The following is a 21,797-nucleotide window of genomic DNA, read 5'->3' on the forward strand; positions in this document are numbered from 1 at the left end:
ATCCAGCGTTACTCCTTGGTTTAAATAACAATCTCGGGCTGTAATAACCCGTGCATGGAGTAAGTGATTTATAGTTTCTAAGTCATAAGCATGACCTGATGCGGTATAAATGGGTTGTCCTGTCTAATACCACTATTGGTACATTACTCGCATTCATGAATAACACGATAGTCATAATTTCACTACCAGCATATTCAATGGGATTAGGATAAACCCGCTAAGCCCAAGCGCATTTCAATACCTTTTATGGGTTTTAATGGGCTATAGCCTAGTCACCGCGTCACTCCTAGTCACGCTGGGTAGGTTAAGTGATATGTACGGTAGAGTGAGACTTTACAACCTTGGCTTCCTAATATTCACTGTAGCTCAGTACTACTACACCAAACACCGGCTACTTAGGCGCGCTGGAGATCATAATCTTTAGGTTGGTCCAGGCCGTGGGCGGCGCATTCCTAATGGTTAATAGCGCTGCCCTACTGACGGATGCATTTCCACCCAATGAACGGGGCTTCGCACTAGGCACTAATCAGGTGGCTGGCTTGGCAAGTGGTCTTGTTGGGTTAATAATCGGTGGTATATTAGCGACCTATGACTGGAGGTATGTATTCCTCGTATCGGTGCCCTTCGGGGTCTTCGGTACCGTGTGGAGTTACCTAAGGCTCAGGGAGATTAGGAAACCAATTAGGGAGGAGATTAATTGGCTAGGTAACCTAACATTCGTCATTGGATTAACCCTAATCCTACTTGCACTTACCTACGGACTTGCACCCTACGGCTCATCACCACTGGGTTGGAACAGCCCATTAGTACTATCCTCCTTCGCACTGGATTTCGCATTCCTAGCCCTATTCCCATTCATTGAGGTGAGGGTTAAGGCACCCATGTTCAGGCTTGAGTTATTTCGAATTAGGATGTTCACGGCAGCCACAATAGCGACAACCCTCAGGTTTCTAGCCTATGGAAGCCTAATGATAATGCTAACCCTTTGGTTACAGGCCATTTGGTTGCCGCTTCATGGCGTGCCCTATGCAGATACACCGCTTTGGGCCGGTATATACCTAATACCACTAATGCTGGGCTTCTTATTAACCGGCCCGGTGAGTGGTTGGTTCTCGGATAGGTATGGGCCAGGTTATTGGCTACCCTCGGCATGGTCATAATGGGCATTGGATTCCTAATCCTAGCCTCAATGCCCTACAACTTCCAGTATTGGGTGTTCGCTCCAGTCATCTTCATGATTGGTGTTGGCAATGGCATTTTCTCATCACCAAATACCGCCTCAATAATGAACAGCATACCGCCGCAACACAGGGGTGCCGCGAATGGCATGAGAACTACGCTTCGAAACACAGCGCAGGCGATAAGCTTTGCCCTGGCATTCACAATAGTCATACTGGCCTTCACGAATTACCTACACAGGCACTGACTAATGCGCTGTCTAGTGCGGGGGCCACGGCATTAATACCGTACATAACCAGGATACCACCGACAGTTGCCCTATTCGCGGCATTCCTGGGTTATGACCCAATAAGGACCATGCTACTGATGATACCGCAAAACATAATAAACGATACACCACAGCAGGCAATAAACACAATAACTAGGCTAACCTGGTTCCCAAATGCCATAGCTCCAGCATTCATGGACTCACTACACATCCTCTTCTATATAAGCTCAGCCTTAGCCTTCACGGCAGCAATAGCATCAGCATTGAGAGGGCAGGTATACATATACGAGGAGGAAAAACAACATGTAAATAGGTAAAGCCTACGCCCTTACATTAGGCAACGGACAAAAAAACTTAAATTCCTCATGAAGCCAATGCACCTCGGGCCCGTAGTCTAGCCTGGTTAGGATGTCCGCCTTACGAGCGGGAGTCGCGTAAGCGCCGAGGTCCCGGGTTCAAATCCCGGCGGGCCCACCACGCGGATTGTTGGTGTTTTTGTTTGTTTTTATTGTGTCTGTTGGCTCTGGGTGGGCAATTCAGTCTTGTCATTGCCTTTGCTCTCCTTTCCTTGCCCTTATTTATCGCCTCCTCGAGCATTCTCCTTAGGACCTCACAGACCTTCCTCGCGAGCTCTTGGTCCTTCTCGATTACGTACATGCCCATGTAGACCTCGAAATCACCGCCACCTAATAGAAATACTGTGTAAGGCGGCATTTTATCAGGGTCTCTTGGGAATATTGGAAATGCCCAACAGCTAACCGGATCGTGCTCTCACTTACCAACGTAGTTGGTATTACCTAGATGCACAGACCCTTCGGGTGGTGGTTCAGATCTCTGGGTCTTACCCTGGCAATATATTTATAGTAATTGAAGGCTCTATCGGTGAATGAAACTGCAAGGTTTAGGAGGGTTAAAGCTAATAAGTCCTGGGTCTGCTCATAAGAGTCCATTATGACTGGGTACTCACCTAAATCAGTTCTTCTGGATCTTATGGATAATTCAATTATACCCCCATAATCATACATCAATGTATTGAGAGAAAGCTCGGAATCGCATAGTCTAAAGGAACCTTCAAGAACTTTAGATGTGCACTCCCCACCATTAATAAACCCCCACAGTTAATGACCCATAAGGCAAACCCATGTCTTACCCATGTCAGTCCTGAATTATTAAATACAACGTCTTTCCTTATACGTATCGCACGCCGTGATTCACGTAAGGTACACACCCTTAGCGAAACAATATAGCCTACTCTAACTAAGTAGGGAATAAGAATCGGTGATCGTGGTGGGCCCGCGGGATTTGAACCCGGGACCTCCCGGTTATCAGCCGTACGCGGGGCACATGCCCCAGGGCGCTCCAACCTGGCTGAGCTACGGGCCCTCGTATTAATGCCCTATTCGTGTTTTTATGCTTTTCTTCCCTGCTCATCATGTGAATAACCTTTATTATTTTGATTCTCACCTATCATTATTGGGTATGAGTGGTAATGCCGGTGTTGGTATTGGTAGGCTTATTGTTAGGTTGTTGCTTGAGTGGATTTTACTTGCGATAATTGGTGTTCTAGTCTATGTTTTATACATAAATATTGTCTTTTACTTAATACCCGCTAATTGGAAGAGCATTCTTCTAGCTTATGACAGTGTTGTTAGGTCCGTGATAATCGTCACGATAGGCGCAGTCCTTGTTTGGGATACGGGGAGGAGGATCAGCGATTACATCAGTGGGTATGATAGGGTTAGGGGTACAGTGCTTAAGTTCGTGCTTGATACCGTGCTCATAGTGGCGATATTAATAGCCTTGGCCGTGACCTTTGAGAAATTTGGCCTATCCGTAGCCGCCTTCTCAGGTACTGCCGTTGGTATCATCGTCGGTCTTGCGGCTCAGCAGACCTTATCAAATGTTATCGCGGGCATAGTCATCATAATGACCGGTAGGTACAAACCTGGTGATAGGGTTACGATTGTTAATTGGAGGTATGGCATAACAAGGGTTATGTACCCGCATGAGGGATTGCCCAATGGTTTCACAGGGATCATTAGGAATATCACCTTGATGTTCACCGAGGTCGTTAGCGACAGTGGCTGGGTGTATACCGTGCTAATTACGTAATGCTTGATGCCTTAATAATACATAGGGACGTTGCGCCATTTAAGCGTATTAGGGCTAGGATTGATGTACCGTCAAGTATTGATCCCTGGGTTTTTGAGGAGAGGATTAAGGAAGCGCTTAGGGATGGTAGGATAAAGAGCGTTAGGGTTAAGGTTGGCGAGACTTGGCAAAGCACGAATATTTACCAGGCAATAATTGAGGTTTTGGCTGATGGTAGGGCTGATGGCGAGGAGATAAAGGATTTAGTGCTTAGGGAGGCTGTGAGGATTAGGAATGAGTTAGGTAAACAACAGTGATTTTTATCTACGTTTTTCACTTTAAACGCGCTTATAGGAGGTACTCGAACTCCTCAAGCCCCAGCCTCTTCAGCGTGTCCCTTGTCGGCTTACCATCAACCCAACCCCTAAGCTTATAGTACACCTTTATACCCTCATCAAACATCTTAGCCGCTGAATGGCCCTTGGCAGGTCCATCAGGTATTGGCTCCCTCATCCTAGGCGGTAACTCATCCTTAACCCACTTACCCTCCCTAACCCAATGCAGTCTCTCTACATTGAATATCCTCTCACCGATTGTGAGCACGTCCTGTGGCGTTAAGTCCCAGCCAAAGGCCGCGTTGTATAGGTCCGCGAAGTCCTTCTCAGTGTCTATGTTGGGCATTAGGTTCTCGAACTTGCAGAATATGGTTGAATCAACAACCGCGAATAGGTCCTGGTTCCACTTAACAAGTCTCGCCTGCTTCTCAATGCACTCCTGCGTCTCGCAGAATGGGTCAACCTTCTCAGGCACGCCGAACACCTCCCAAGTCGGTGTATAAGCCTCTAGGTGGTCACCACCCCTATTGGCCGTGTAGTAGGCTATTGCGAAGCCCTTTAATGCTCTTGGGTCATAGGCAGGTAGTCCCTGACCCCTTGAACCAGAGAATAATTGTGGCATGCCATACTTAACGGCTAATCTATAGTCACCCTCCGCTAGATCATCGCCAATACCATCCCTATAAGCAATCTTGTATATTAGGTATTCAAGGGCGCCTGGATCACCCCAGTCAACATCTAGGTTAAGCTTACCATTCTTCGCCAATTCAACCGCCATAGCCAGCGTATTGCCTAGGCTTATTGTGTCAAGACCAAGTTCATTGGCCAACTTCTGGTACTTGAGGTCGGCCTCTGGGTCAGTTAGGCCAATGTTTGGGCCAAGGGCCCAGGTATTCTCATACTCCTGCTTAACGTACTTCTCAGTAACAGAGAACTTGAATGGGCCAGACTTAACAATGGGCATTTGCGTACAGCCTATTGGGCAGTTGTAGCAGCCATGAACCTCGGTTGGGTAGTGGTCCTTTATGTACTCCTCACTGACTGGGGTAACGTCCTTAAGCTTTCCGGTGCCGCCAAAGTTGTAGTGGGGCAGTGCCCCTATTGATTGTATTATGTTCATTAGCACATTCGTGCCGTACTTATGAAGGACCTTTGTTGTGTCGTGAGTGGCTATCCTCTTGACAATGTCTGTGTTGACCTTCATGAACCTAGCCTTATCAACGAGTTCCTTGCTTAAGTCCCTCGTACCCCATACCAGGATACCCTTGAGTAGCTTACTACCCATTACGGCGCCAACGCCACCCCTACCCGCGAACCTCTCGTAATCACTAAACCTAATGCCAGAGATCTTAACTAGGTTCTCACCTGCTGGTCCAATCACCGCAACGCCAGCCTTGGTCTCATCTGGTGGGAACCCATTCTCCTCAAGGATAATCTTCGTAGAAGCCCCAGTCCACTTACCCCAAATGTGCTTTGCAGGCTTTAACTTCGGTTCTCCATCCTTAATAACCAGGTAAACTGGTTCATCAGCCTTGCCCTCGATTATTAAGCCATCATACCCGGACTTCCTGAGCCAGTAGGAGAAGTTACCACCAGCATTTGAGTGTGTGTAAACTCCATTTAATGGTGACCTGGTGGTTACGTTAATCCTGCTTGAGGATATTGTTGCAATGCCACTTAATGGTCCCGAGAATATGAATAATTTATTACTTGGGTCAAGTGGATCAATACCCCTTGGTATTTCCTTGAGAGCCAAGTATGCGGCCAATCCCCTACCGCCAAGGAACTTCTTCAGAAGGTCCTCCTTAATAACCTCCTCGGTGAAGTGCTCTCTTGATAAGTCGACTCGCAGTATTCTGAAAACCGTCATAGGTAAATCAATTAGGTGGTGATATTTAAGTGCGTTGTTATCGATAATTCAATAATATTCAGTTAATTATATTCAAATACATCAGAATCGCTTAATTATGTAAAATTGATTATCACCTCAGGGATAAGCATTAAAATTCTGGGATCATCTATGAATGCTGAAGTGCAATGGTGAAATTCCCGTATTGGGTGATTGAGGTGCATTGGCTGGTTCATCAATGCCTCTTGATGAGGATACGGTGGCCATGTGGCATAGGATGAGGATTAGGGCCGTGGTAATACTCGTTGAGGAGTGGGAGTTCGCCATGGAGGGTTGGGACTTCCTTGAGTACGTAAATACGCTGAGGAGGTTCGGCATGGATTACATTCATGTCCCAACGAGGGATGGCTATGCACCGCCTGAGGACGTTCTTTATAATATCGTTACCTGGATCGATAAGAATATAATGAGTGGTAAGCCCGTCCTTGTTCACTGCCACGCAGGTATTGGTAGGTCGCCAACCGTGATAGCGGCATACTTAATGTATAGGAGGGGTTTGAGTGCCGATGATGCCATCGAGGTTGTTGGAAGGTATAACGATGAGTTGTCAATAACGAATGAGCAGTACCTGACTCTTATTGCTTTTGAGCATTATTTACGAAATATCAAGAACATTAGTACTCCTTAGTCCTTATCAGTGAGCCGAGGATAACCAGCAACGCCCCAATAATCATCATCACTGAGCCGTATATGGCAAGTGTCGTTGGAGCGCTTGGTGATGACTCTAGGAGTAGTACTACGGCCATTGTGGATAATGGGCCTATTGATGCGTTTAAATTCCATCCAAAGGCCACGGCACTCCACCTAACCTCTGTTGGAAATATTGACGTGAAGTAAAGCGTCTGTGGCGCAGCGGCTAGGCCAAAGAGTATACCCATTAATAGGCTTGCGTATGTTGATAATGGCTTAACGTGAATGCCAGATAAACAATGAATGGACTCAACACCAATAGGAGTATTGATGGCGCAATGAAGGATTTCCTAAGACCCAACGCCCTTATTAGGAAGCCACTTAGTAATTCACCAATTACAGCCCCTATACCGCCATACATGCCAAGCACCAGGGCCCAGGTATATGCCTTATTAGCAGGTAGCTGAAGCTTTGGGGCAATTATCCTCGGCATTACGTATGCCCAGTAACCTGACCCACCGTAATAGTATATGGTTAATCCAAGGTTAATCAGTATTAGTGCTATGAATGGTACCCAGTAGCGGGATAGAACAACGCCCAGGGGCACCTTCACCACACCCCTAGACCTAACCTGCTCAATCCACTCAAGGGATTCCGAGCCCCAGAGCCTAATTATTAGGGCTATTAGGCCGGTATGGCGCCGGTTATGAAGAGTATCCTCCAACCATACACATTAAAGGCCTGGTGCATTGCTGATTTGGTGCTTAGGGTTACGAATGAGGTTAGGAACACGGCCCAGGAAAGCCCGGAGTACATAACGCCATTTATGTAAGGCCTAATGTTCCTAGGCGTTAACTCAAGGGCCAGGAAGCACCACCGCCAGCCTCGCCTCCAAGCCCAACACCCTGTAGGATCCTCATTAGGTATAGAAGGATTGGTGCGAGAACCCCCGCTGTGTAGTACGTGGGTAGTAAACCTATCGCGAGTGTTGCTAGCCTACGAGTGCTGCGTCCGATATTGTTGCTAGTCTCCTTCCGTGTACATCACCAACCCACCCAAATATTACTGCGCCGATTGGCCTAACGAAGTACGTCGTTGCGAAGGCGCCCCAGGTCTCTATCGCGCTTACTATGGCCACCTTTGATGGGAAGAAGTACATCTCGAGTATTGGCGCTAATGATGCGAAGAGTATGATATCGTAATACTCAAGGCCCCAGACAAGCATTGTGCTGATGGCGGCAAGTAGGCTTTGCCTAAGTGTTAATTGTTTAGGTGCGTATCCAAACACGTTAACGCCCTCTGGCACTATTTAATATGCTTTTCCTTAAATTCATGTGGTAGTTTGATTTAAATTGGGCGTATTAGCTCTGGCAATTGTGGTGATTAATTGAGTATTAAGAGTCTCGTTGATGCGTATGACCAACTGGATTCATTTGACCTGAGGATACTTAGGGTTATTGAGATTGGCCATAGGAAGTTTGAGTATGTCCCACTCGAGGTCATTGTCGATTGGAGCAAGAGGTCTGAGGAATTGGTTGGTAAGTCGCTGAGGAAGCTTAATGCCCTCGGTATGGTGATTAGGTACAGGGGTAATTACACGGGTTATAGACTCACGTTCATGGGCTACGACGCATTAGCACTGCATACCCTGGCCAAGAGGGGCATTATTGAGAGGGTTAGTCCAACGCCCATAGGTGTTGGTAAGGAGTCTGACGTGTATGCCGGTGACGCGGTTGGTGATGGTAAGGTCGTGCTCAAGTTCCATAGACTTGGAAGAACGAGTTTCAGGCAGATTAGGAGGTTTAGGGCCTGGATTGGGAATAGGAGACACATAACCTGGCTCTATGAGTCGAGCTCTCGGCACACGCGGAGTATAAGGCATTGGTCCTTGCCTATAACGCCGGGATTAACGTGCCTAGGCCAATAACCGTTAATAGGCATACCGTGGTCATGGCCTACATAAACGGTGCGCAGTTATCCGAGGTTGGGGATGTGGATAGCCCTGAGGATTTGTATTGGGGTATCATTGAGAGTGTTAAGAAGTTATTTGCCGATGTCGGCATAGTGCATGGTGACCTAAGCGAGTTCAACATAATGATTGACTTAGATAGTGGTGAGTCCTTCATCATTGATTGGCCGCAGTGGTTCCTAGGAATGCGCCCGGCGCGTTAGATATGCTGCGCAGGGATATTATGAACGTGACTAGGTACTTCATGAAGAGGTTTAGGCTTAATGTGGATGTTGATGAGGTCTATAATTACGTGGTTGGTAATGTGGAGGTTAGGGAGGAGAGTCTTGAGGAGGCTCTTGAGGAGTTGCTCGGTAGTGAGGGATTGAGTGAGCTCATGGGTTCAGAGAAGGAGGAGTTTGAGGATGCGTAGCAGGTCGTGAATAAACAAATTTAAGTAGGAAGGTTGATAATGATTCTTGCTAGGTAATGCTTATTGAGGAGTTGAGTTCGGGGCCGATAATTGGGATTGACATTAATGGCAGGAGGTTTTCATACGCGGTATTCAGTAATGGTGAGGTAATAGAGAAGGGAGTTATTGATCCTCAGGACTTAATAAAAATGGTTAAGAAGGTTAGGCCCAAGGCCATAGCCATCGACAACATCGGTGAGTTAATGGAGTTGAATCCCTCAATTATTAAAAGACTCGGTAGGCTACCATTCAATGTCTACTTAATCCAGGTAACGAAGGTCAAGCCTGATACTGATGAGGCGATGGAGTACCTCGTTAATAAGTACTTTGGATTAAATGTGGCTAAGCTCGACCCTGACTCAACGGCGGAGTACCTCGCAAGGCTCTGCGCAATGGGTGTTGGGTCTATTGTTAAGGTTTATGAACCTGAAACTAAGATTGTGGTTAAGGCCGCCATCTCAACAACGCCAGGCGGCATGAGTAGGAATAGGTTCGAGAGGAATATCGCCCACAGGATTAGGTACCTGGCTAAGGAGATTAAGGAGAGGTTGGAGAGTAATGGCCTTGATTATGACATGTTCATAACGCCGGAAAGTGAGGGCTTGAGGTCCGTAGTATTCATTGTATATGCAGATAGGAGTGTTGTTAGGTCCGTGATTAAGCCACGTAAGAGTATGGATGTTAAGGTAATAATCGAATCTGTGCCAACGGACTCAATAAAGTTTGTAGGTTTAACGGAGCAGGAGGGTACGGAAAGCGTAAGCGTTGCTAAGGATAGGAAGTTAATCGTTGGTATTGACCCAGGCATAGTCACTGGTGTCGCCGTCCTTGATTTAAGCGGTAATGTACTAACACTACAGAGCGGTAAGAACCTGAGTAGGAGGCATGTGCTCAGGATCGTGTATCAATACGGTACCCCCGTCCTAATCGCCGTGGATACTGCCAAGCCCTCAGACTACGCTAAGAAGTTGGCCGCTATGGTGGGTGCGGTAATTTATTACCCAGACAGGGACTTGAGCATTGCCGAGAAGAGTGAGATTGCCATTAAGATCTCTCGCGAGCAGGGGATCGCCGTTAAGGATCCGCACATGAGGGATGCCCTGGCGGCGGCCTATAAGGCATTTACTCAGTTAAAGCCTAAGCTTGATAGGGTTGAGGAGGAGGTTAGGAGGCATATGCCAGGGCTGTAGATGAGGCGAAGGCGCTCGTTATTAAGGGTGCATCGATAAAGCAGGCCATTGATGAGATTAGTAGGAGAATTGAGGTTCAGCCTCAGCAGGAGGTTAGGCTTGTAAGCTCTGAAAAATGCGAGTGTGAATGCGATAGGTTGCGGGAGGAGTATGAAAACACCATAAGGATTTTGAATGCAGAGATTGAGAGATTGAACAAGCTATATAACGAGACTAAGGAGAAGCTTGAGGAGTTGATTAATAATTACGATATTGAGGTTAGGAGGGACCAAGTCGTTAGGTCGTTATACGCTAGGATTGACATGCTTGAAGGCGATATTGAGAAGTATAAGCTTAGGATTAAGGAGCTTGAGGATAATATGAGGAATTTAATGAGTAACTTCCTTGAGTACTTAAGGGGTAATAAGTACGTGTTGATAAGGTATTCCGAGAGGCTCGACCTTAATTCGGTGTCTCAAATACATAATTCCATCCTTGTAATGAGTATTGGTGAGTTAATGAACGTGGGTATTGATAAGCTAATTAGTATTGGCATTAATTCCGTGATACTCATTGACGTTAATGAAAGGAGCATGCTGAGACCAATATGGAAGAGGGGCTTGAGGGTTATACCGATTAACATGGTTTATAATGGTCCATTGAGTGACGTATTATTTATTGATAGGTCTGTGATTAATAATGCAATTGAGTCCCTTGGTAGGGAATTCCTTAGCGCCCTTGATGAGGATCAGTTAAGAAAGATGATTAATGAGTATAGGCGTTTGAGGAGTGGTATGTTAGAATAATGACACCTTACTCTTAACGACTAGCTCGGTCAGCGATGTTATGTTATCAAGCTCCTCATTAACTATGCCATCGATCTCATTCCTAATCTCACCACTTAATGTAACGCCAGGCTCTGGGAGAACCTCCACATTAGCGACTAATGGCTCACTTATTGGCTTACCAATCTGGCTCAGTAAGTAGACGTAGACCTCCTTCAACCCCTTAACCTCGCCGTAAATTCTCTCGGCAATCTTATTGGCGAGCACGTTATAGAGCTTACCAATGTGACTAACTGGGTTCTTACCCGCTGTCGCCTCCATGGTCATTGGCCTCATTGGTGTTATTAAGCCATTGGCCTATTACCACGTCCAGTGGCTCCGTCATCGCCGTGTTCGGCGGAGGTTCCTGTAACCGTTAGGTAGAATATACCGTGTTCAGGCTTGTCCGCGGCATTCACCGTCACGTCAACGGTTAAGTTCGGCGCAATCTTAGCGGCTAAATCAAGCACCTTATTCTTGACCTCCTCCTTAACATTTAGGTAATGGTCCTTATCCTTAACGAGTGATGATATTATTGCAGAGGCGATGGTTAACTTAACGTCTTTACCGATCCTCAGGCCCATAACCTTAACATCCTCACCAACCTCAGGGAGCTTAGCCTTAAACTCCCTTGAATTAAGTAATCTTTCCGTCTCAAGCACAAGCCTCTCGGTATCCGTTAATGGCGCAAAGCCAACACCGATGGATGTGTCGTTAGCTAATGGAACCTTTGTTGCCTTAACACCGAGTTCATAAACACCCACGAGGTCCGTTGATCCCATGCCAACCCTATAATCAACGACCACGTGCTTATCAGGATCGAGGAACCTAAAGTTATTTCTAATCCAGTCCTTGATCGCCGTTATTATTATCGTGCCTATCGGCACCTTCTCAACGCCAGTTGCGGTCTTAACCTCGGTGGTTACCCTGCCTGCAACGAGTATGTATATTGGTTGAATAACATCACCACCGCCAAACCGTGGACTGGCTTGGCCGCCAACGACAAGCACCTTATCCACATTATGATGAAGTATAACTCCATACCTCTCCAGGTAGTAATTAGACAAAGCCTTACTGACGGCTTCGGCTGACGCGTCGGCTATGTAGTCCGGGTGGCCAAGGCCCTTCCTCTCCACAAGCTCTACGTTTAACTCTGAAACGGGTTTCCTATCAATTGTGTTTATTGTTATTGTCCTGGCCATGCCCATCACCCCATGGCCTCCTCAGACGTTATATATAGTATCTGCGTACCTCTAATTACTAACCTGCCATATTTAACAACGACATTCTCGCCCTTCTGGTCGAGTTCCTCACCCTCGTCAATTATTAGGTTCATGCAGTCGTCGTAATTCACGAGAATGCCCCTCAATACCTTATTATTCTTAAGTCTTATTGTTACGTGCTTACCAACCAGCTTTTGCAGCATTTTCATTGGTTGTTGAGGCCTTTCCATTAATCACGTGTCGAGAAAGCCTATATTTAAATCTTAGCACCCTCTAAGAGTGTTAAAAGTAACATTATCGGGGCTATGTATAGTATATACTTGGTATTATTCACTTTCAATTTTAGAATACTCAAGAACCCTATCAATAAGTTCAATATGGGCCAACAGGGTTCTCCTGCAGCAATAACGCGTAACACCTAAGTCATCAAGAACCTTCTCAGGATTCTCGCCATTGAGGACCCTCTGCTTAAATGGTTCCCATAAATGGCCAAGTGGGCGTCCACAGGTCCAGCACCTAATAGGTACAATCATTGAGTACGCAGTAATGAACCCCCTTTAAATTGTTTTTGTGATAATTATAATGATGAAGGATTACCTATACGCCTTCTGACGCTTACTCCTGGCATGCTTTAGGCCTGGCTTCTTGGGCTCGGTCCTCCTCGGGTCTCCCTTAATCATTGATGGGTCATAGGTCATGTAAAGCTCAAGCAACTTCGAGTTCTGGAAATACTCAACCAAGCCCCTGGCAATCGCCATCCTAACGGCAGTCGCCTGCCCCATGAAGCCTCCACCCTCACTGTAACGTCAATGTCCACCTTACCCGTTAACTCCTTACCGGCGAGTAGTAATGGCTCCATCATCCTCATTCTAGCCATCTCAATAGGCCAAATCTCAATTGGAATGCCATTAACCCTAACCCTGCCAATTCCAGGCCTAACCACTGCCTTGGCGATGGCGGTCTTCTTCTTACCAACGGCAATGACGACCCTAGCCCCGGCTACCTCCTGAACGGTGGCGTTAGGCACAGACCTGGGTAAGGCCGTTGACTCACCACCCTGCTCGCTCATGCACTACCACCCTTACTTTCAGCCTTTTTAAACTTCGCCATTTTAGATTCCCAAGCCTCCTTAGCCCTCTTCCAAGCCTCATACTGCCTAGGCTCTATGTGGCTCCAAAGCTCCTCAAGCGTCACATACTTAGCGCCAGGCCTAACCGACAGTAACGCGCCCTTAATCACCACCTTATCAACATTCATGTATTGCGGTGGAGTGCCCATGAAAACCCTAATCCTTCTATAAGCCTGCCTACCCCTGAACTCCTTCCTGGGAAGCATGCCCCTGATGACCCTCCTCAAAATCCTGTCGGGTTTCCTAGGTATCTTCGGACCAGCCTTCTCTGGGTTATAATGCGTCAACCACTCACTCATCCTCGTCTTATACCAATTAAGCACCATGTTGAAGTCCCCAGTAACGACTGCCTTCTCCGCGTTAACAATGACCACCCTCCTACCCTCAAGCGCCCACTTGGCCACTATTGATGCGAGCCTACCAACAACGTGGTTCGTAGCATCAACGACGATTTCACTTAGTTCAGGCGGGTTTCTCTCGACAATGATCACCTTACTGCTCATGGCCATCACCCTAAATTATTATTTTAACATTACTACCCCTATTATTCCTCCTAACAAGCTCAGGTATTGTGATGGCCTCAGCACCAGCCTCTTAATTGCCTCAAGGGCGCCCCTGGAGAATGACCAAGCCGCTATCGTGACCTTCTTACTCAATACGCCATAACCAAGCACCTTACCCGGCACAACAACCACGTCTCCGTCATTGGCAAGCCTATTTATCTTGCCGACATTAACCTCAACCCTACGCCTAGTGGGCTTCTCGAGTAGGTCAGCCACGTAATCCCAAATGGCGGCCTTATACTCATTAGCAGCGCGCCTAAGGAATCTAATCAGCATACGAAGCTCCACGTTAGTGGGACCCGTTGGATTTGGCGGCATGCGTGTTAACGCCAACGCAACCCTTTTTAAATAATTCGCAGCCGTAGGTACTAATCATCACTCCTCGCTTGGGCCTTCCTCAGTGCCGAATTCCTCACCAGTAACTTGTGCCGATTCCTCAGCAGCACCTCCAGTGGCCAATTCACCACTTGGTGCCTGCCCTCTTGATAGTTCAAGCTCCAGTTCATTAACGAATTCCTGGAACTTACCCTTAAGTATCCTAAAGCCCTCCCTAACCATATCCTCAACGGGCATGTTTCCGAAGCTCTCAACCCAAAACACGTACTTATTCTCGTCCCAATCCACCTTAATTGCTGGACACACTTGCTCGCAGGTCTTCCACTTGTTGAATGTGCACTTGAGCACGTCATTAACCACTATCGAGCCGTCATCCCTAATCTCGAGGGCACCGTTGCATACCTCAAGGCAAACCCTGCACTTATCATCGGCCTTACCAACAACACTAACCTTCGGGTAGTAGTAATAGGATGCTAAACCGGCTTGCCACTTGGCGTGGTTCCTAGCCTACCAAGCTTTGCGTAAGCCTCAAGCACTATCTTCTGGCCAGGCACCAACTTAACTATGGGTATGTCCTCGTACACCGGCCTAACCTCAGGATCGTCAGACTTCAAGTCCCTGCTGTAAACAACCATTGGCTCCTTAGCCTCAACATTGAGCTCAAACCTAACCTGGCACAGACTTGGGTCGACTAATTCCTGCTCGCACTCCTCAATCTTCGGTAGCTTCCTCAGGTCCGTCTTTATTGGTATCATGGAGAGCCTATGTGCGAGTACCTCGTCGTAAAGCACGGAGGTGTTATCCAGTATTATTACCTCGTCAATTGCCAGGACAGGCACGTCGGAAATGAGGACCCTACGTAATGAATTAACGATTGGTGGGGTAACCCCATCCACGACAGCCTTTAGGTATAGGTCTGACTTCTCAATAACCCTTACCAAGACCACGAAATGATTGGTTGTGATTTTGAGTAAATAAACATTTCTTGCCTCTATTGCATTAAGCCCTTCCTCTCCTGATAGCCATGGCTATGCCAGTACCAATGAGAACAATCAATAGGTTAATGGCAAGCGCTATAACGGCTATATACACGAAATGCCCAGCTATTGGATATAACGGAGACATCGCGGCGGGCTTATGCGGCGTTACGAATAAATAAACACCAAGTCCCAAACCAACAGCCCAACCGGTCATGAGGGAGTATTTATCGAGTTTATCCGTAATTAGGCCTAGGAATACGCTGGTAGGGTCTGCGTGATTATTATACCACCCAATAACTGAAGCCATATTGCGTATGTAGCGGGTACTATGAACACGAAACCCAATGCCAGGAACTTGAAGATGACCGAAGCCCACTTAGCTGCTCTCGTCTCTCCATGAGGTGTTATCCTTGGGTAAAGCGGCTTAATTATGTTCCTAACCAATAGGTTTGCCTGTGCCATTGCCATTATCGCCGCAGGTACGAGACCACCAACAAATACGCCTAGTAAAGCTAAAGCGGCTAACCACTCAGGTAGTGTTGTTACGGCAAGCGTCGGTATTACCAGGATACCCCTGCTGGATGGCGGGAATAGGCTCAATATCTTCATCGCCTCTGGGCTTCCATATATCAGTATACCGTACATTGCGAGTAATGCTAATGCAATTCCATATATGGGGAGTAACGCTGTGCTCATTGCCAGCTTCTTATCGCTTTCGGCGCTTAAGGCACCATTAACTGAGTGTGGGTATAGGTATAGTGCTAGGCTACTACCAACCCAAAGTGTTGTGTAGGTTATGAAGAACGGATCCTTAAGCGTGGAGACGCCCGTTGGTAATGCCTTAAGTGTTGCGGCATTAAATGCTGATGCAAAGCCACCAGGTATTGCGAAAGGCGCAGCAGCAAGTATGGCTATGACACCTAAGAACACGAGTGTGTCTTTAAAGACCGCCGTTAATGTGGCGCCCCTAAGCCACTGGTATAGGTAAATGCTGCCAATATTATAAAGGATATTGTTAATGCAACGTCACTAACAAACTTAACGTTCTTGACAATGCCAAGGAGCATTATTGTCAGTACAGCCTGCATACCAACTATTTGTAATGCTATATATGGAAACTCAGCAACGATACCTGTAATGGCTATAAAGCCGGCGAGCAATTTACTATTGAATCTTTCCTGAACGAAATCGGCAGCTGTAACATAACCCCTCAACCTACTCCATCTCCAGAGCGCTGGCATTGCGGCTGCGGCTAATGCGAATACCGTGGCTACGTATGGAACTGCGAAGAAGTAAAGGGCGCCGCTGGCAAATACTCCGGAGGGTACTGCAACGAATGTGTAGGCCGTGTATAGATCAGCGCCAACCAGGAACCATGCAAGGAACGTGCCTAATCTACGACCAGCCAACGCCCACTCATGCAGTTGACTAAGGTCACCTCTACGCCACCTAGCACCGTAAAAGCCCAGGAATACGAATATCACGAAGAACCCAAGGAATAAACCCCAGCCCAATGGACCAACTAATGGGCTCACCATGCTCATCACCTCTTACTGGGGTAAAGCAGTAGTACCGCGATTATGAAGAGTATCGATGATATTACTAACCATAGTGTCTGAAACCAATAGAAGAATGGAACACCACCTAACTCAGGTTGTACCGTGTTATATATTGGTAACAGCATGTATAGTATCCATGGTATTATAAATAGTATGCCGGCAACAACCTTACGCCAAGCCGCCACTCTTTTACTTACTTCCGCCGTCATATAATTAGTTATTAATACTATTGATTTTTAAGCAATACTTAAGGAGAAAACCTAATTTAGATTTCATAATTTGGTATTTAATAAATACTATGGGTGTTAAAATACTACATATATCTGATGTTCATGGTGATAGGTATTATGTAGATTCAATAGGTGGTGTTATGAAATATGTTAATGTGGTAGTCGTGAGTGGTGACTTTGAGGATCCTGAAGTGTTAGATACATTAAGTAGTTATGGCAGGCCTGTGTATGCGGTCATGGGCAACATGGATCCTTATGGCATTAGATCAAGGATTCAAAAATACCTAATTGAGGGACGCGTGGTATCTATTGAGTCATTTTACTTAGCTGGTTACCCAATCAATATAGAGGGCATTAAGGATCTTGGTCCTAGGTTAATACTCGTATCCCATTATCCACCCTATGGTACGAATGTAGATAAGGCTTGGAGTGGTGCACACATAGGTAGCAGGTCTATAAGAAAGTTAGTAGAGGATGTTAAACCGTTGGCAATTTTATGCGGTCATGTTCATGAATCCCGTGGTATAGATAGGTTGGGTAATACTGTTATTGTTAATCCTGGCCCCTTATTTAATGGCTATTACGCGATTGTGAGCATTAATGATGATGGTACAGTTAATGCTGAGTTGAATAAGTTATGACCCGCCCAGGCCATGGCCTGGGCGGGCCTTGGTGTGGGTGCATGCAGGGGCGCTGTTGATTACTTGGTAGGTTAATTTATTAGTATTGGTTAAGATCCCTGCCTAGCTGGCGAGAAGTGTAGTAGGTCATCATCCATAGTAATAATGCCTTTCTTCCTCAGTGACCACAGTATGTCCACTACGTATGGCCTCACCATGGTCTCCAGATCATCGCTTAGGTTTATGCCCCTCTTCCTGAGCTCCTCGATTACTGAGTCAACGAAGCCCAAGGTCTCGGTCTTACCCTGATACTACTTAACTTATTCATTGTTACCTCCTCAACGAGTTTTCTTAGGTCCTCCGGTATGTTTATACTCATTTAATGTTCACCCAGGTAAACTTCATGCAGACCTTATTTAAGGGGCACTCGTCGCACTTAAGTCGTGAGCAGTACTCATGCCCTATCCTAAACGCGCCCCTCTCGTAGATTATTGGGTCATTGCTTAACCTACCGGTTGCCCTAACGAGCCCCTTAACCTCATCAACCTTTATGGTAACCCCACCATCCTTATTAATTAATATCCTATTTAGTATCTTCATTGCATGGTCATTATTTAGCACTAGGAATGCGCCACTCCTCACGGTGACCATGGTACTATAGACGTCTGCTATCATGGTATAGCGTTTATAACCACCCCTCGAGATTACGCCCAGGGCTACTGGCAGGTTCGTTTCATGGGAAACCCACCTAATGAATGTCCTAATGGCTCTCTTCCTCCTCTCATTAGTCCTTAGTGGATAAAACATTGGTAACGCCTTCTCAAAATCAGCGATGTCGCGAAACTTCGGTATCCACCTAAGCAGTGTTGTTCCATAAGCCCTTGTTAACTTCCTCAAGCCATAGACGAAGCTATGAACGGCATTACTAACCTCCTGAATATCCTCACCCCCAATGCCCTCACCCTCGTAATCACTTAGTAACTTCATACTAATGTCATTTATTGATGAGTAATCAGGGTTTGAGAGTAGGTGGCTTATCCTATCGTAATTCCTACGCATTACTCTGTATATTAATTCATTCCTCAGGTTTCGGAATCCCATAAACAACACCGTGGTGAGTAATAGGTATCTAAGGAGTTCCTCAGCCCTGGGTACGTTTATGTATAACTGAATGAGAGAATTAATGTCAATCCTACCCCTATTCCTCGTTGTCTCCTGAATATATAATTCACGTATTCTCTGATATGGAACCATTAATTCATCCGGTAAGTTCTCAAATACGGCCTCCTTTGTTGATGATCCATATTCATTAATCGCCCTCACTATATCCTCATACCGATCCCTCCTTCTTAAATCAATTTCGAGAGAACTCATTGTCACTTACGTGAAGGCACTAAAATATAAATCTTGGCATTACATGTGTTATTAACGAATTAAGGGGTCATATTGAATAAGGGGTGATTCAAGATTAACCTGTATGGACCTGGGGTTAAGGGGTAAGGTTGCAATTGTGACGGCGTCAAGTAGGGGTATTGGTCTCGGAATAGCCAGGGTACTTGCTCAAGAGGGTGTCAGGGTCGTCATTAATGCTAGGCGTGAGGATGAGCTGGCCAGGGCTAAGGAAGTGATAGTCAAGGAGAGTGGTGCCGAGGTCCTTACCGTTAAGGCTGACTTAACGGTTAAGGATGATGTCGATAGGCTTGTCACGGAAGCCATGAATACCTTCGGTAATGTCGATATACTCGTCTTTAATGCGGGACCGCCAAAGCCAGGTACGTTCTCGCAACTAAGCGAGGATGATTGGGAGTACGCGACGAGACTACTACTCCTAAGTGCGGTGTGGCTCACGAAGCGAGTAGTCAATAACATGGTTAGTAGGGGTTGGGGTAGGTTGATCTATGTAACATCACTAACCCTCAGGCAGCCAATACCAAACCTGGTCCTTTCAAACACCGTCAGGCTTAGCCTAGCTGGTTTAGTTAAGTCGTTAGCTGTTGAGTATGGGCCATATGGGGTGACGGCTAATGGGGTAATGCAGGGCTACATAATGACTGAGAGAATAAACCAGCTGGCTCAGGAGGAGGCTAGGGCTAAGGGTATTAGCGTTGATGAGGTTATTAAGGCGTGGAGTAGGGAAATACCGGCCGGTAGGTATGGAAGGCCTGAGGAGATCGGTTACTTAGTGGCCTTTCTGGCAAGTGATAAGGCGGCGTATATAAATGGGTCGATGATACTCATCGACGGTGGTTATGTGAGGTGCGTATTTTAAACCCTGGAATTAAGCACCTTTAAATCAGATTAGTAATACACAGGTATTTCCTCCTTTGGAGGCTTCATGTATGCCTCAAGGTTCTTATCAATTAGGAACGCGTACTTACTTGCATGCTCGGCTAACTTATCCGTTGGTATCTCAAAACCAACAATCTTACTCAGCGCCCTTATTAGCTTGAGGGCTGCGGTTACGTCAGGTCCATACCTACCAATGGTTTGGTTTAGGATTGCGAGCACGTCCTTATGGCTCGATAACTTCCCACTCTCAATCAATCTATTAATCGCCGTCAACACCTTTGACTCAGCAAGTAGTAATACGCCGTTTATGTTCCTGGAAAGGACGGAGTCCAGGAACACGGCCTCTATACCCGTTATGGTAGCCTCATGAAGTGGTATTAAACCTAGTTGCTTATACTCATCAACATGCCCCTCCTCACTCACGAAGTATACATTATCACTCTCCTGCTCACCAAGGAGTGACGTTGATGTTAAGCACACGACCCTACTCACGGCATTATCCTCGGCCCAATCAAGTATCTTATCAACAAACTGCCTATAGAGCATTGGTGGAATTGGAACGTGCTGTCTAATTACCACAATTGCGTGCTCCCTGTCAAAGAATAACCTATAGGGTAGCTTTGCTGCCCCATCAATGACGGTGACAATGGGTATATGACCCCTCGGCTTTATTGAACCGATCTCCTCCATCTTGAGTGTCTCCACGAGGTACTCAATGGCCACTATAGAGGCCAGTGATGGTTCTGGGCACGCCATAATTAACGTGTTGCGTGGATCCCGCGGAATTGACTTGATCTTTATATCGAATGTCGCGGTTGCGGACATACCACGGCTTAATTAATGCCTGATTTAAATACCTTGTGCAAGAAGCTCTGGGTCAATGGGAACCCTATCAATCCTGACCCTACTACCCCTCCTCCTCAGTATGTCCTCCGCTGCGCTGGTCACGGCAGCCGCGGCAACGCCCATGGGCACCTCACCAATCCCCTTAACACCCATTGGAGTTACTGGTGATGGCGATGGGACCAGGTGAACCTCAATCTCCGGTATGTCCATGGAGTTTGGTAGCCCATAATCACCAAGGCTCAGCGTTAATAGGTTACCATCCTCATCATACCTGTAAGCCTCATAGAGCGCCAGTGAGATTCCTATCGTGGTACCACCCATTACCTGCTCCTTAACGAGTTCCTCATCTATTACATTACCTGGGTCGAGATAAACCACGTGCTTTATTGGCCTAAGCCTACCATCCTCATACCTAACAACGGCAATATCACATGCAAATGGATACGCAATGTATCTACCGATCTTCGCCTCTGCGGTGTACGTAAATGTAACCTCCTCATCACCAAGCTCGAGAATACTGACCCTCCTACCATCACTTGAGCGGAAGTAACCCCTATCATATGTGATATTACTACCAAGCACCCTAACCGCCTTATTATACAGCCTAGCCCTCAACTCCTCTACAGCCCCAAGCACGGCGCCGGCTGTGAACACCGCCATGCAGCTACCACCCGGTCCAAAGGCCTCTGGCTCTCATCACTTGGTAAGTACTCGTAGGTGACCCAATCCATTGGTACGTCGAGGAGTTGAGACACGAGCTTAACAGCTGTGTGCTTATACCCTAACCCTCATCACTGAGCCCAAGCCCCACGACTATCTTGCCATTCCTAATTCTCAGTTTAATACCCTCAGCGCTCCGTAATGTCGATGGGTCGGTCGAAACGGCAATACCAACGCCCGTATTCTCATCCTTCAGAGATAACAAGCCATTACGTGACAGACCAGGTTTAAGAGATTCATTCCTTAGGGCATCGTCTATGTTGCGCACGGGTTTTAACGGCTCATACTGCACATCAATGAGTTCGGCTAAATCCGCGGCCTTATAAGGATCATCAGCTATCACCAGGGCAATGGGCTCTCCCTGATAACGGGCCTTATCTACGGCTAATGGCAATGTCTCGAGACCAGCGCCTCCCTCTCCGTTAAGCCCAGCGTCCTTGCAATGAAATCCCTGCCGGTGAGCACCAATGCCCCCTC

26 protein-coding genes, 2 tRNA genes and 6 pseudogenes are annotated in these 21,797 nt (G+C 46.7%); 13 read left to right on the top strand and 21 right to left on the bottom strand.

The window, feature by feature from the left end; all coding sequences use genetic code 11:
- Positions 1–256 precede the first annotated feature (256 nt).
- The 4 genes and pseudogenes from JCM16161_RS16375 (at position 257) to JCM16161_RS06485 (ending at position 1,924) form a co-directional block, all read left to right on the top strand.
- Positions 257–424 (top strand): hypothetical protein, encoded by a 168-nt coding sequence (locus JCM16161_RS16375; RefSeq protein WP_243669925.1) that lies wholly within the window; start codon positions 257–259, stop codon positions 422–424.
- A 31-nt stretch (positions 425–455) separates the two neighbouring features.
- A pseudogene (locus JCM16161_RS16380) lies at positions 456–1,426 on the top strand (MFS transporter).
- A gap of 110 nt (positions 1,427–1,536) precedes the next feature.
- The gene (locus tag JCM16161_RS16385; RefSeq protein ID WP_243669928.1) at positions 1,537–1,764 is read left to right on the top strand and encodes a hypothetical protein; all 228 of its coding nucleotides are present in this window, start codon (positions 1,537–1,539) and stop codon (positions 1,762–1,764) included.
- Between the two features lie 66 nt (positions 1,765–1,830).
- Positions 1,831–1,924: transfer RNA gene (locus tag JCM16161_RS06485), tRNA-Val, on the top strand.
- Positions 1,925–2,732: 808 nt separating this feature from the next.
- Here JCM16161_RS06485 and JCM16161_RS16390 read toward each other — a convergent pair.
- Positions 2,733–2,830, bottom strand: a tRNA-Ile gene (locus JCM16161_RS16390).
- 96 nt (positions 2,831–2,926) lie between these two features.
- Here JCM16161_RS16390 and JCM16161_RS06495 point away from each other — a divergent pair.
- Together JCM16161_RS06495 and JCM16161_RS16395 are read left to right on the top strand one after the other, a co-directional pair.
- Positions 2,927–3,559, top strand: coding sequence for a mechanosensitive ion channel family protein (locus JCM16161_RS06495; protein ID WP_243670245.1), 633 nt, complete (start codon positions 2,927–2,929; stop codon positions 3,557–3,559).
- Positions 3,559–3,855: a hypothetical protein gene (locus tag JCM16161_RS16395; protein WP_243669941.1), complete on the top strand. Its 297-nt coding sequence runs from the start codon at positions 3,559–3,561 to the stop codon at positions 3,853–3,855. The genes JCM16161_RS06495 and JCM16161_RS16395 overlap by 1 nt, the downstream gene beginning before the upstream one ends.
- 31 nt (positions 3,856–3,886) lie before the next feature.
- Here the strand turns inward: JCM16161_RS16395 and JCM16161_RS06500 are convergent, their stop codons facing one another.
- Positions 3,887–5,743, bottom strand: a complete 1,857-nt coding sequence (locus tag JCM16161_RS06500) for an aldehyde ferredoxin oxidoreductase family protein (protein WP_054855342.1) — start codon at positions 5,741–5,743, stop codon at positions 3,887–3,889.
- 202 nt (positions 5,744–5,945) lie between these two features.
- Here JCM16161_RS06500 and JCM16161_RS06505 point away from each other — a divergent pair, with 202 nt between their 5' ends.
- Complete coding sequence (locus tag JCM16161_RS06505; protein WP_243669943.1) at positions 5,946–6,410, top strand: dual specificity protein phosphatase family protein; 465 nt, start codon at positions 5,946–5,948, stop codon at positions 6,408–6,410.
- Here the strand turns inward: JCM16161_RS06505 and JCM16161_RS16400 are convergent.
- The 3 genes from JCM16161_RS16400 to JCM16161_RS16410 form a co-directional block, all read right to left on the bottom strand.
- Positions 6,397–6,660, bottom strand: coding sequence for a hypothetical protein (locus tag JCM16161_RS16400; RefSeq protein ID WP_243669945.1), 264 nt, complete (start codon positions 6,658–6,660; stop codon positions 6,397–6,399). The genes JCM16161_RS06505 and JCM16161_RS16400 overlap by 14 nt on opposite strands.
- Positions 6,660–7,136 (bottom strand): hypothetical protein, encoded by a 477-nt coding sequence (locus JCM16161_RS16405; RefSeq protein ID WP_243669954.1) that lies wholly within the window; start codon positions 7,134–7,136, stop codon positions 6,660–6,662. The genes JCM16161_RS16400 and JCM16161_RS16405 overlap by 1 nt, the downstream gene beginning before the upstream one ends.
- Before the next feature lie 267 nt (positions 7,137–7,403).
- Positions 7,404–7,718, bottom strand: a complete 315-nt coding sequence (locus tag JCM16161_RS16410) for a hypothetical protein (protein WP_243669957.1) — start codon at positions 7,716–7,718, stop codon at positions 7,404–7,406.
- Between the two features lie 81 nt (positions 7,719–7,799).
- Between JCM16161_RS16410 and JCM16161_RS16415 the strand changes: the two genes are divergently transcribed.
- From JCM16161_RS16415 to JCM16161_RS16430, 4 genes and pseudogenes are all read left to right on the top strand, one after another.
- On the top strand, positions 7,800–8,339 hold the full coding sequence (locus tag JCM16161_RS16415; protein WP_243669959.1) for a hypothetical protein: 540 nt from the start codon (positions 7,800–7,802) through the stop codon (positions 8,337–8,339).
- Positions 8,324–8,793: pseudogene (locus JCM16161_RS16420) on the top strand (hypothetical protein). The gene JCM16161_RS16415 and the pseudogene JCM16161_RS16420 overlap by 16 nt, the downstream one beginning before the upstream one ends.
- 56 nt (positions 8,794–8,849) lie before the next feature.
- Positions 8,850–10,022, top strand: a complete 1,173-nt coding sequence (locus JCM16161_RS16425) for a DUF460 domain-containing protein (protein WP_243669967.1) — start codon at positions 8,850–8,852, stop codon at positions 10,020–10,022.
- A gap of 137 nt (positions 10,023–10,159) precedes the next feature.
- Complete coding sequence (locus JCM16161_RS16430; RefSeq protein WP_243669970.1) at positions 10,160–10,807, top strand: hypothetical protein; 648 nt, start codon at positions 10,160–10,162, stop codon at positions 10,805–10,807.
- Here the strand turns inward: JCM16161_RS16430 and JCM16161_RS06525 are convergent.
- From JCM16161_RS06525 to JCM16161_RS06565, 11 genes and pseudogenes are all read right to left on the bottom strand, one after another.
- Positions 10,799–12,033: pseudogene (locus JCM16161_RS06525) on the bottom strand (methionine adenosyltransferase). The gene JCM16161_RS16430 and the pseudogene JCM16161_RS06525 overlap by 9 nt on opposite strands.
- Positions 12,033–12,251 carry a small nuclear ribonucleoprotein (Sm) gene (locus JCM16161_RS06530; RefSeq protein ID WP_243669972.1) on the bottom strand — a complete coding sequence of 73 codons (219 nt, stop codon included), beginning with the start codon at positions 12,249–12,251 and terminating at the stop codon, positions 12,033–12,035. Before JCM16161_RS06530 ends, JCM16161_RS06525 begins: the two are co-directional and overlap by 1 nt.
- Positions 12,252–12,374: 123 nt before the next feature.
- Complete coding sequence (locus JCM16161_RS06535; RefSeq protein WP_054841978.1) at positions 12,375–12,581, bottom strand: DNA-directed RNA polymerase subunit N; 207 nt, start codon at positions 12,579–12,581, stop codon at positions 12,375–12,377.
- Positions 12,582–12,641: 60 nt separating this feature from the next.
- A pseudogene (locus tag JCM16161_RS06540) lies at positions 12,642–13,117 on the bottom strand (30S ribosomal protein S9).
- Positions 13,114–13,680 carry a 50S ribosomal protein L13 gene (locus JCM16161_RS06545; RefSeq protein ID WP_054855390.1) on the bottom strand — a complete coding sequence of 189 codons (567 nt, stop codon included), beginning with the start codon at positions 13,678–13,680 and terminating at the stop codon, positions 13,114–13,116. The pseudogene JCM16161_RS06540 and the gene JCM16161_RS06545 overlap by 4 nt, the downstream one beginning before the upstream one ends.
- 10 nt (positions 13,681–13,690) lie before the next feature.
- Positions 13,691–14,058: pseudogene (locus JCM16161_RS06550) on the bottom strand (50S ribosomal protein L18e).
- Positions 14,059–14,115: 57 nt separating this feature from the next.
- Positions 14,116–15,023, bottom strand: a pseudogene (locus JCM16161_RS06555) (DNA-directed RNA polymerase subunit D).
- Between the two features lie 52 nt (positions 15,024–15,075).
- Positions 15,076–15,270, bottom strand: a complete 195-nt coding sequence (locus JCM16161_RS16435) for a hypothetical protein (RefSeq protein WP_243669980.1) — start codon at positions 15,268–15,270, stop codon at positions 15,076–15,078.
- A gap of 35 nt (positions 15,271–15,305) precedes the next feature.
- Positions 15,306–15,986 carry a hypothetical protein gene (locus JCM16161_RS16440; protein WP_243669989.1) on the bottom strand — a complete coding sequence of 227 codons (681 nt, stop codon included), beginning with the start codon at positions 15,984–15,986 and terminating at the stop codon, positions 15,306–15,308.
- Between the two features lie 23 nt (positions 15,987–16,009).
- The gene (locus tag JCM16161_RS16445) at positions 16,010–16,594 is read right to left on the bottom strand and encodes a hypothetical protein (RefSeq protein ID WP_243669991.1); all 585 of its coding nucleotides are present in this window, start codon (positions 16,592–16,594) and stop codon (positions 16,010–16,012) included.
- Positions 16,595–16,599: 5 nt separating this feature from the next.
- Positions 16,600–16,824 carry a DUF3311 domain-containing protein gene (locus JCM16161_RS06565; protein ID WP_243670021.1) on the bottom strand — a complete coding sequence of 75 codons (225 nt, stop codon included), beginning with the start codon at positions 16,822–16,824 and terminating at the stop codon, positions 16,600–16,602.
- An 89-nt stretch (positions 16,825–16,913) separates the two neighbouring features.
- On the opposite strand from JCM16161_RS06565, the gene JCM16161_RS06570 reads away from it, so the two are divergent.
- Positions 16,914–17,486, top strand: coding sequence for a metallophosphoesterase family protein (locus tag JCM16161_RS06570; RefSeq protein ID WP_054855392.1), 573 nt, complete (start codon positions 16,914–16,916; stop codon positions 17,484–17,486).
- 89 nt (positions 17,487–17,575) lie between these two features.
- On the opposite strand, the gene JCM16161_RS06575 is transcribed toward JCM16161_RS06570, so the two are convergent.
- Both JCM16161_RS06575 and JCM16161_RS06580 read right to left on the bottom strand, forming a co-directional pair.
- Positions 17,576–17,755, bottom strand: a complete 180-nt coding sequence (locus tag JCM16161_RS06575; RefSeq protein ID WP_243670023.1) for a hypothetical protein — start codon at positions 17,753–17,755, stop codon at positions 17,576–17,578.
- A gap of 85 nt (positions 17,756–17,840) precedes the next feature.
- On the bottom strand, positions 17,841–18,839 hold the full coding sequence (locus JCM16161_RS06580) for a hypothetical protein (protein WP_054855344.1): 999 nt from the start codon (positions 18,837–18,839) through the stop codon (positions 17,841–17,843).
- A 103-nt stretch (positions 18,840–18,942) separates the two neighbouring features.
- Here JCM16161_RS06580 and JCM16161_RS06585 point away from each other — a divergent pair, with 103 nt between their 5' ends.
- A complete protein-coding gene (locus JCM16161_RS06585; RefSeq protein ID WP_054855345.1) occupies positions 18,943–19,734 on the top strand; it encodes an SDR family oxidoreductase in 792 nt (263 codons plus the stop codon).
- A 29-nt stretch (positions 19,735–19,763) separates the two neighbouring features.
- Here the strand turns inward: JCM16161_RS06585 and JCM16161_RS06590 are convergent, their stop codons facing one another.
- From JCM16161_RS06590 to JCM16161_RS06600, 3 genes are all read right to left on the bottom strand, one after another.
- The gene (locus JCM16161_RS06590; RefSeq protein WP_054855346.1) at positions 19,764–20,579 is read right to left on the bottom strand and encodes a proteasome assembly chaperone family protein; all 816 of its coding nucleotides are present in this window, start codon (positions 20,577–20,579) and stop codon (positions 19,764–19,766) included.
- A gap of 24 nt (positions 20,580–20,603) precedes the next feature.
- Entirely contained in the window at positions 20,604–21,260 is a 657-nt protein-coding gene (locus JCM16161_RS06595) for a xanthine dehydrogenase family protein molybdopterin-binding subunit (protein ID WP_054855347.1), read from the bottom strand.
- A 121-nt stretch (positions 21,261–21,381) separates the two neighbouring features.
- Positions 21,382–21,714, bottom strand: a complete 333-nt coding sequence (locus tag JCM16161_RS06600) for a hypothetical protein (RefSeq protein WP_054855348.1) — start codon at positions 21,712–21,714, stop codon at positions 21,382–21,384.
- Positions 21,715–21,797: the final 83 nt, after the last annotated feature.

The sequence above is a fragment of the Vulcanisaeta sp. JCM 16161 genome, assembly GCF_001316285.1.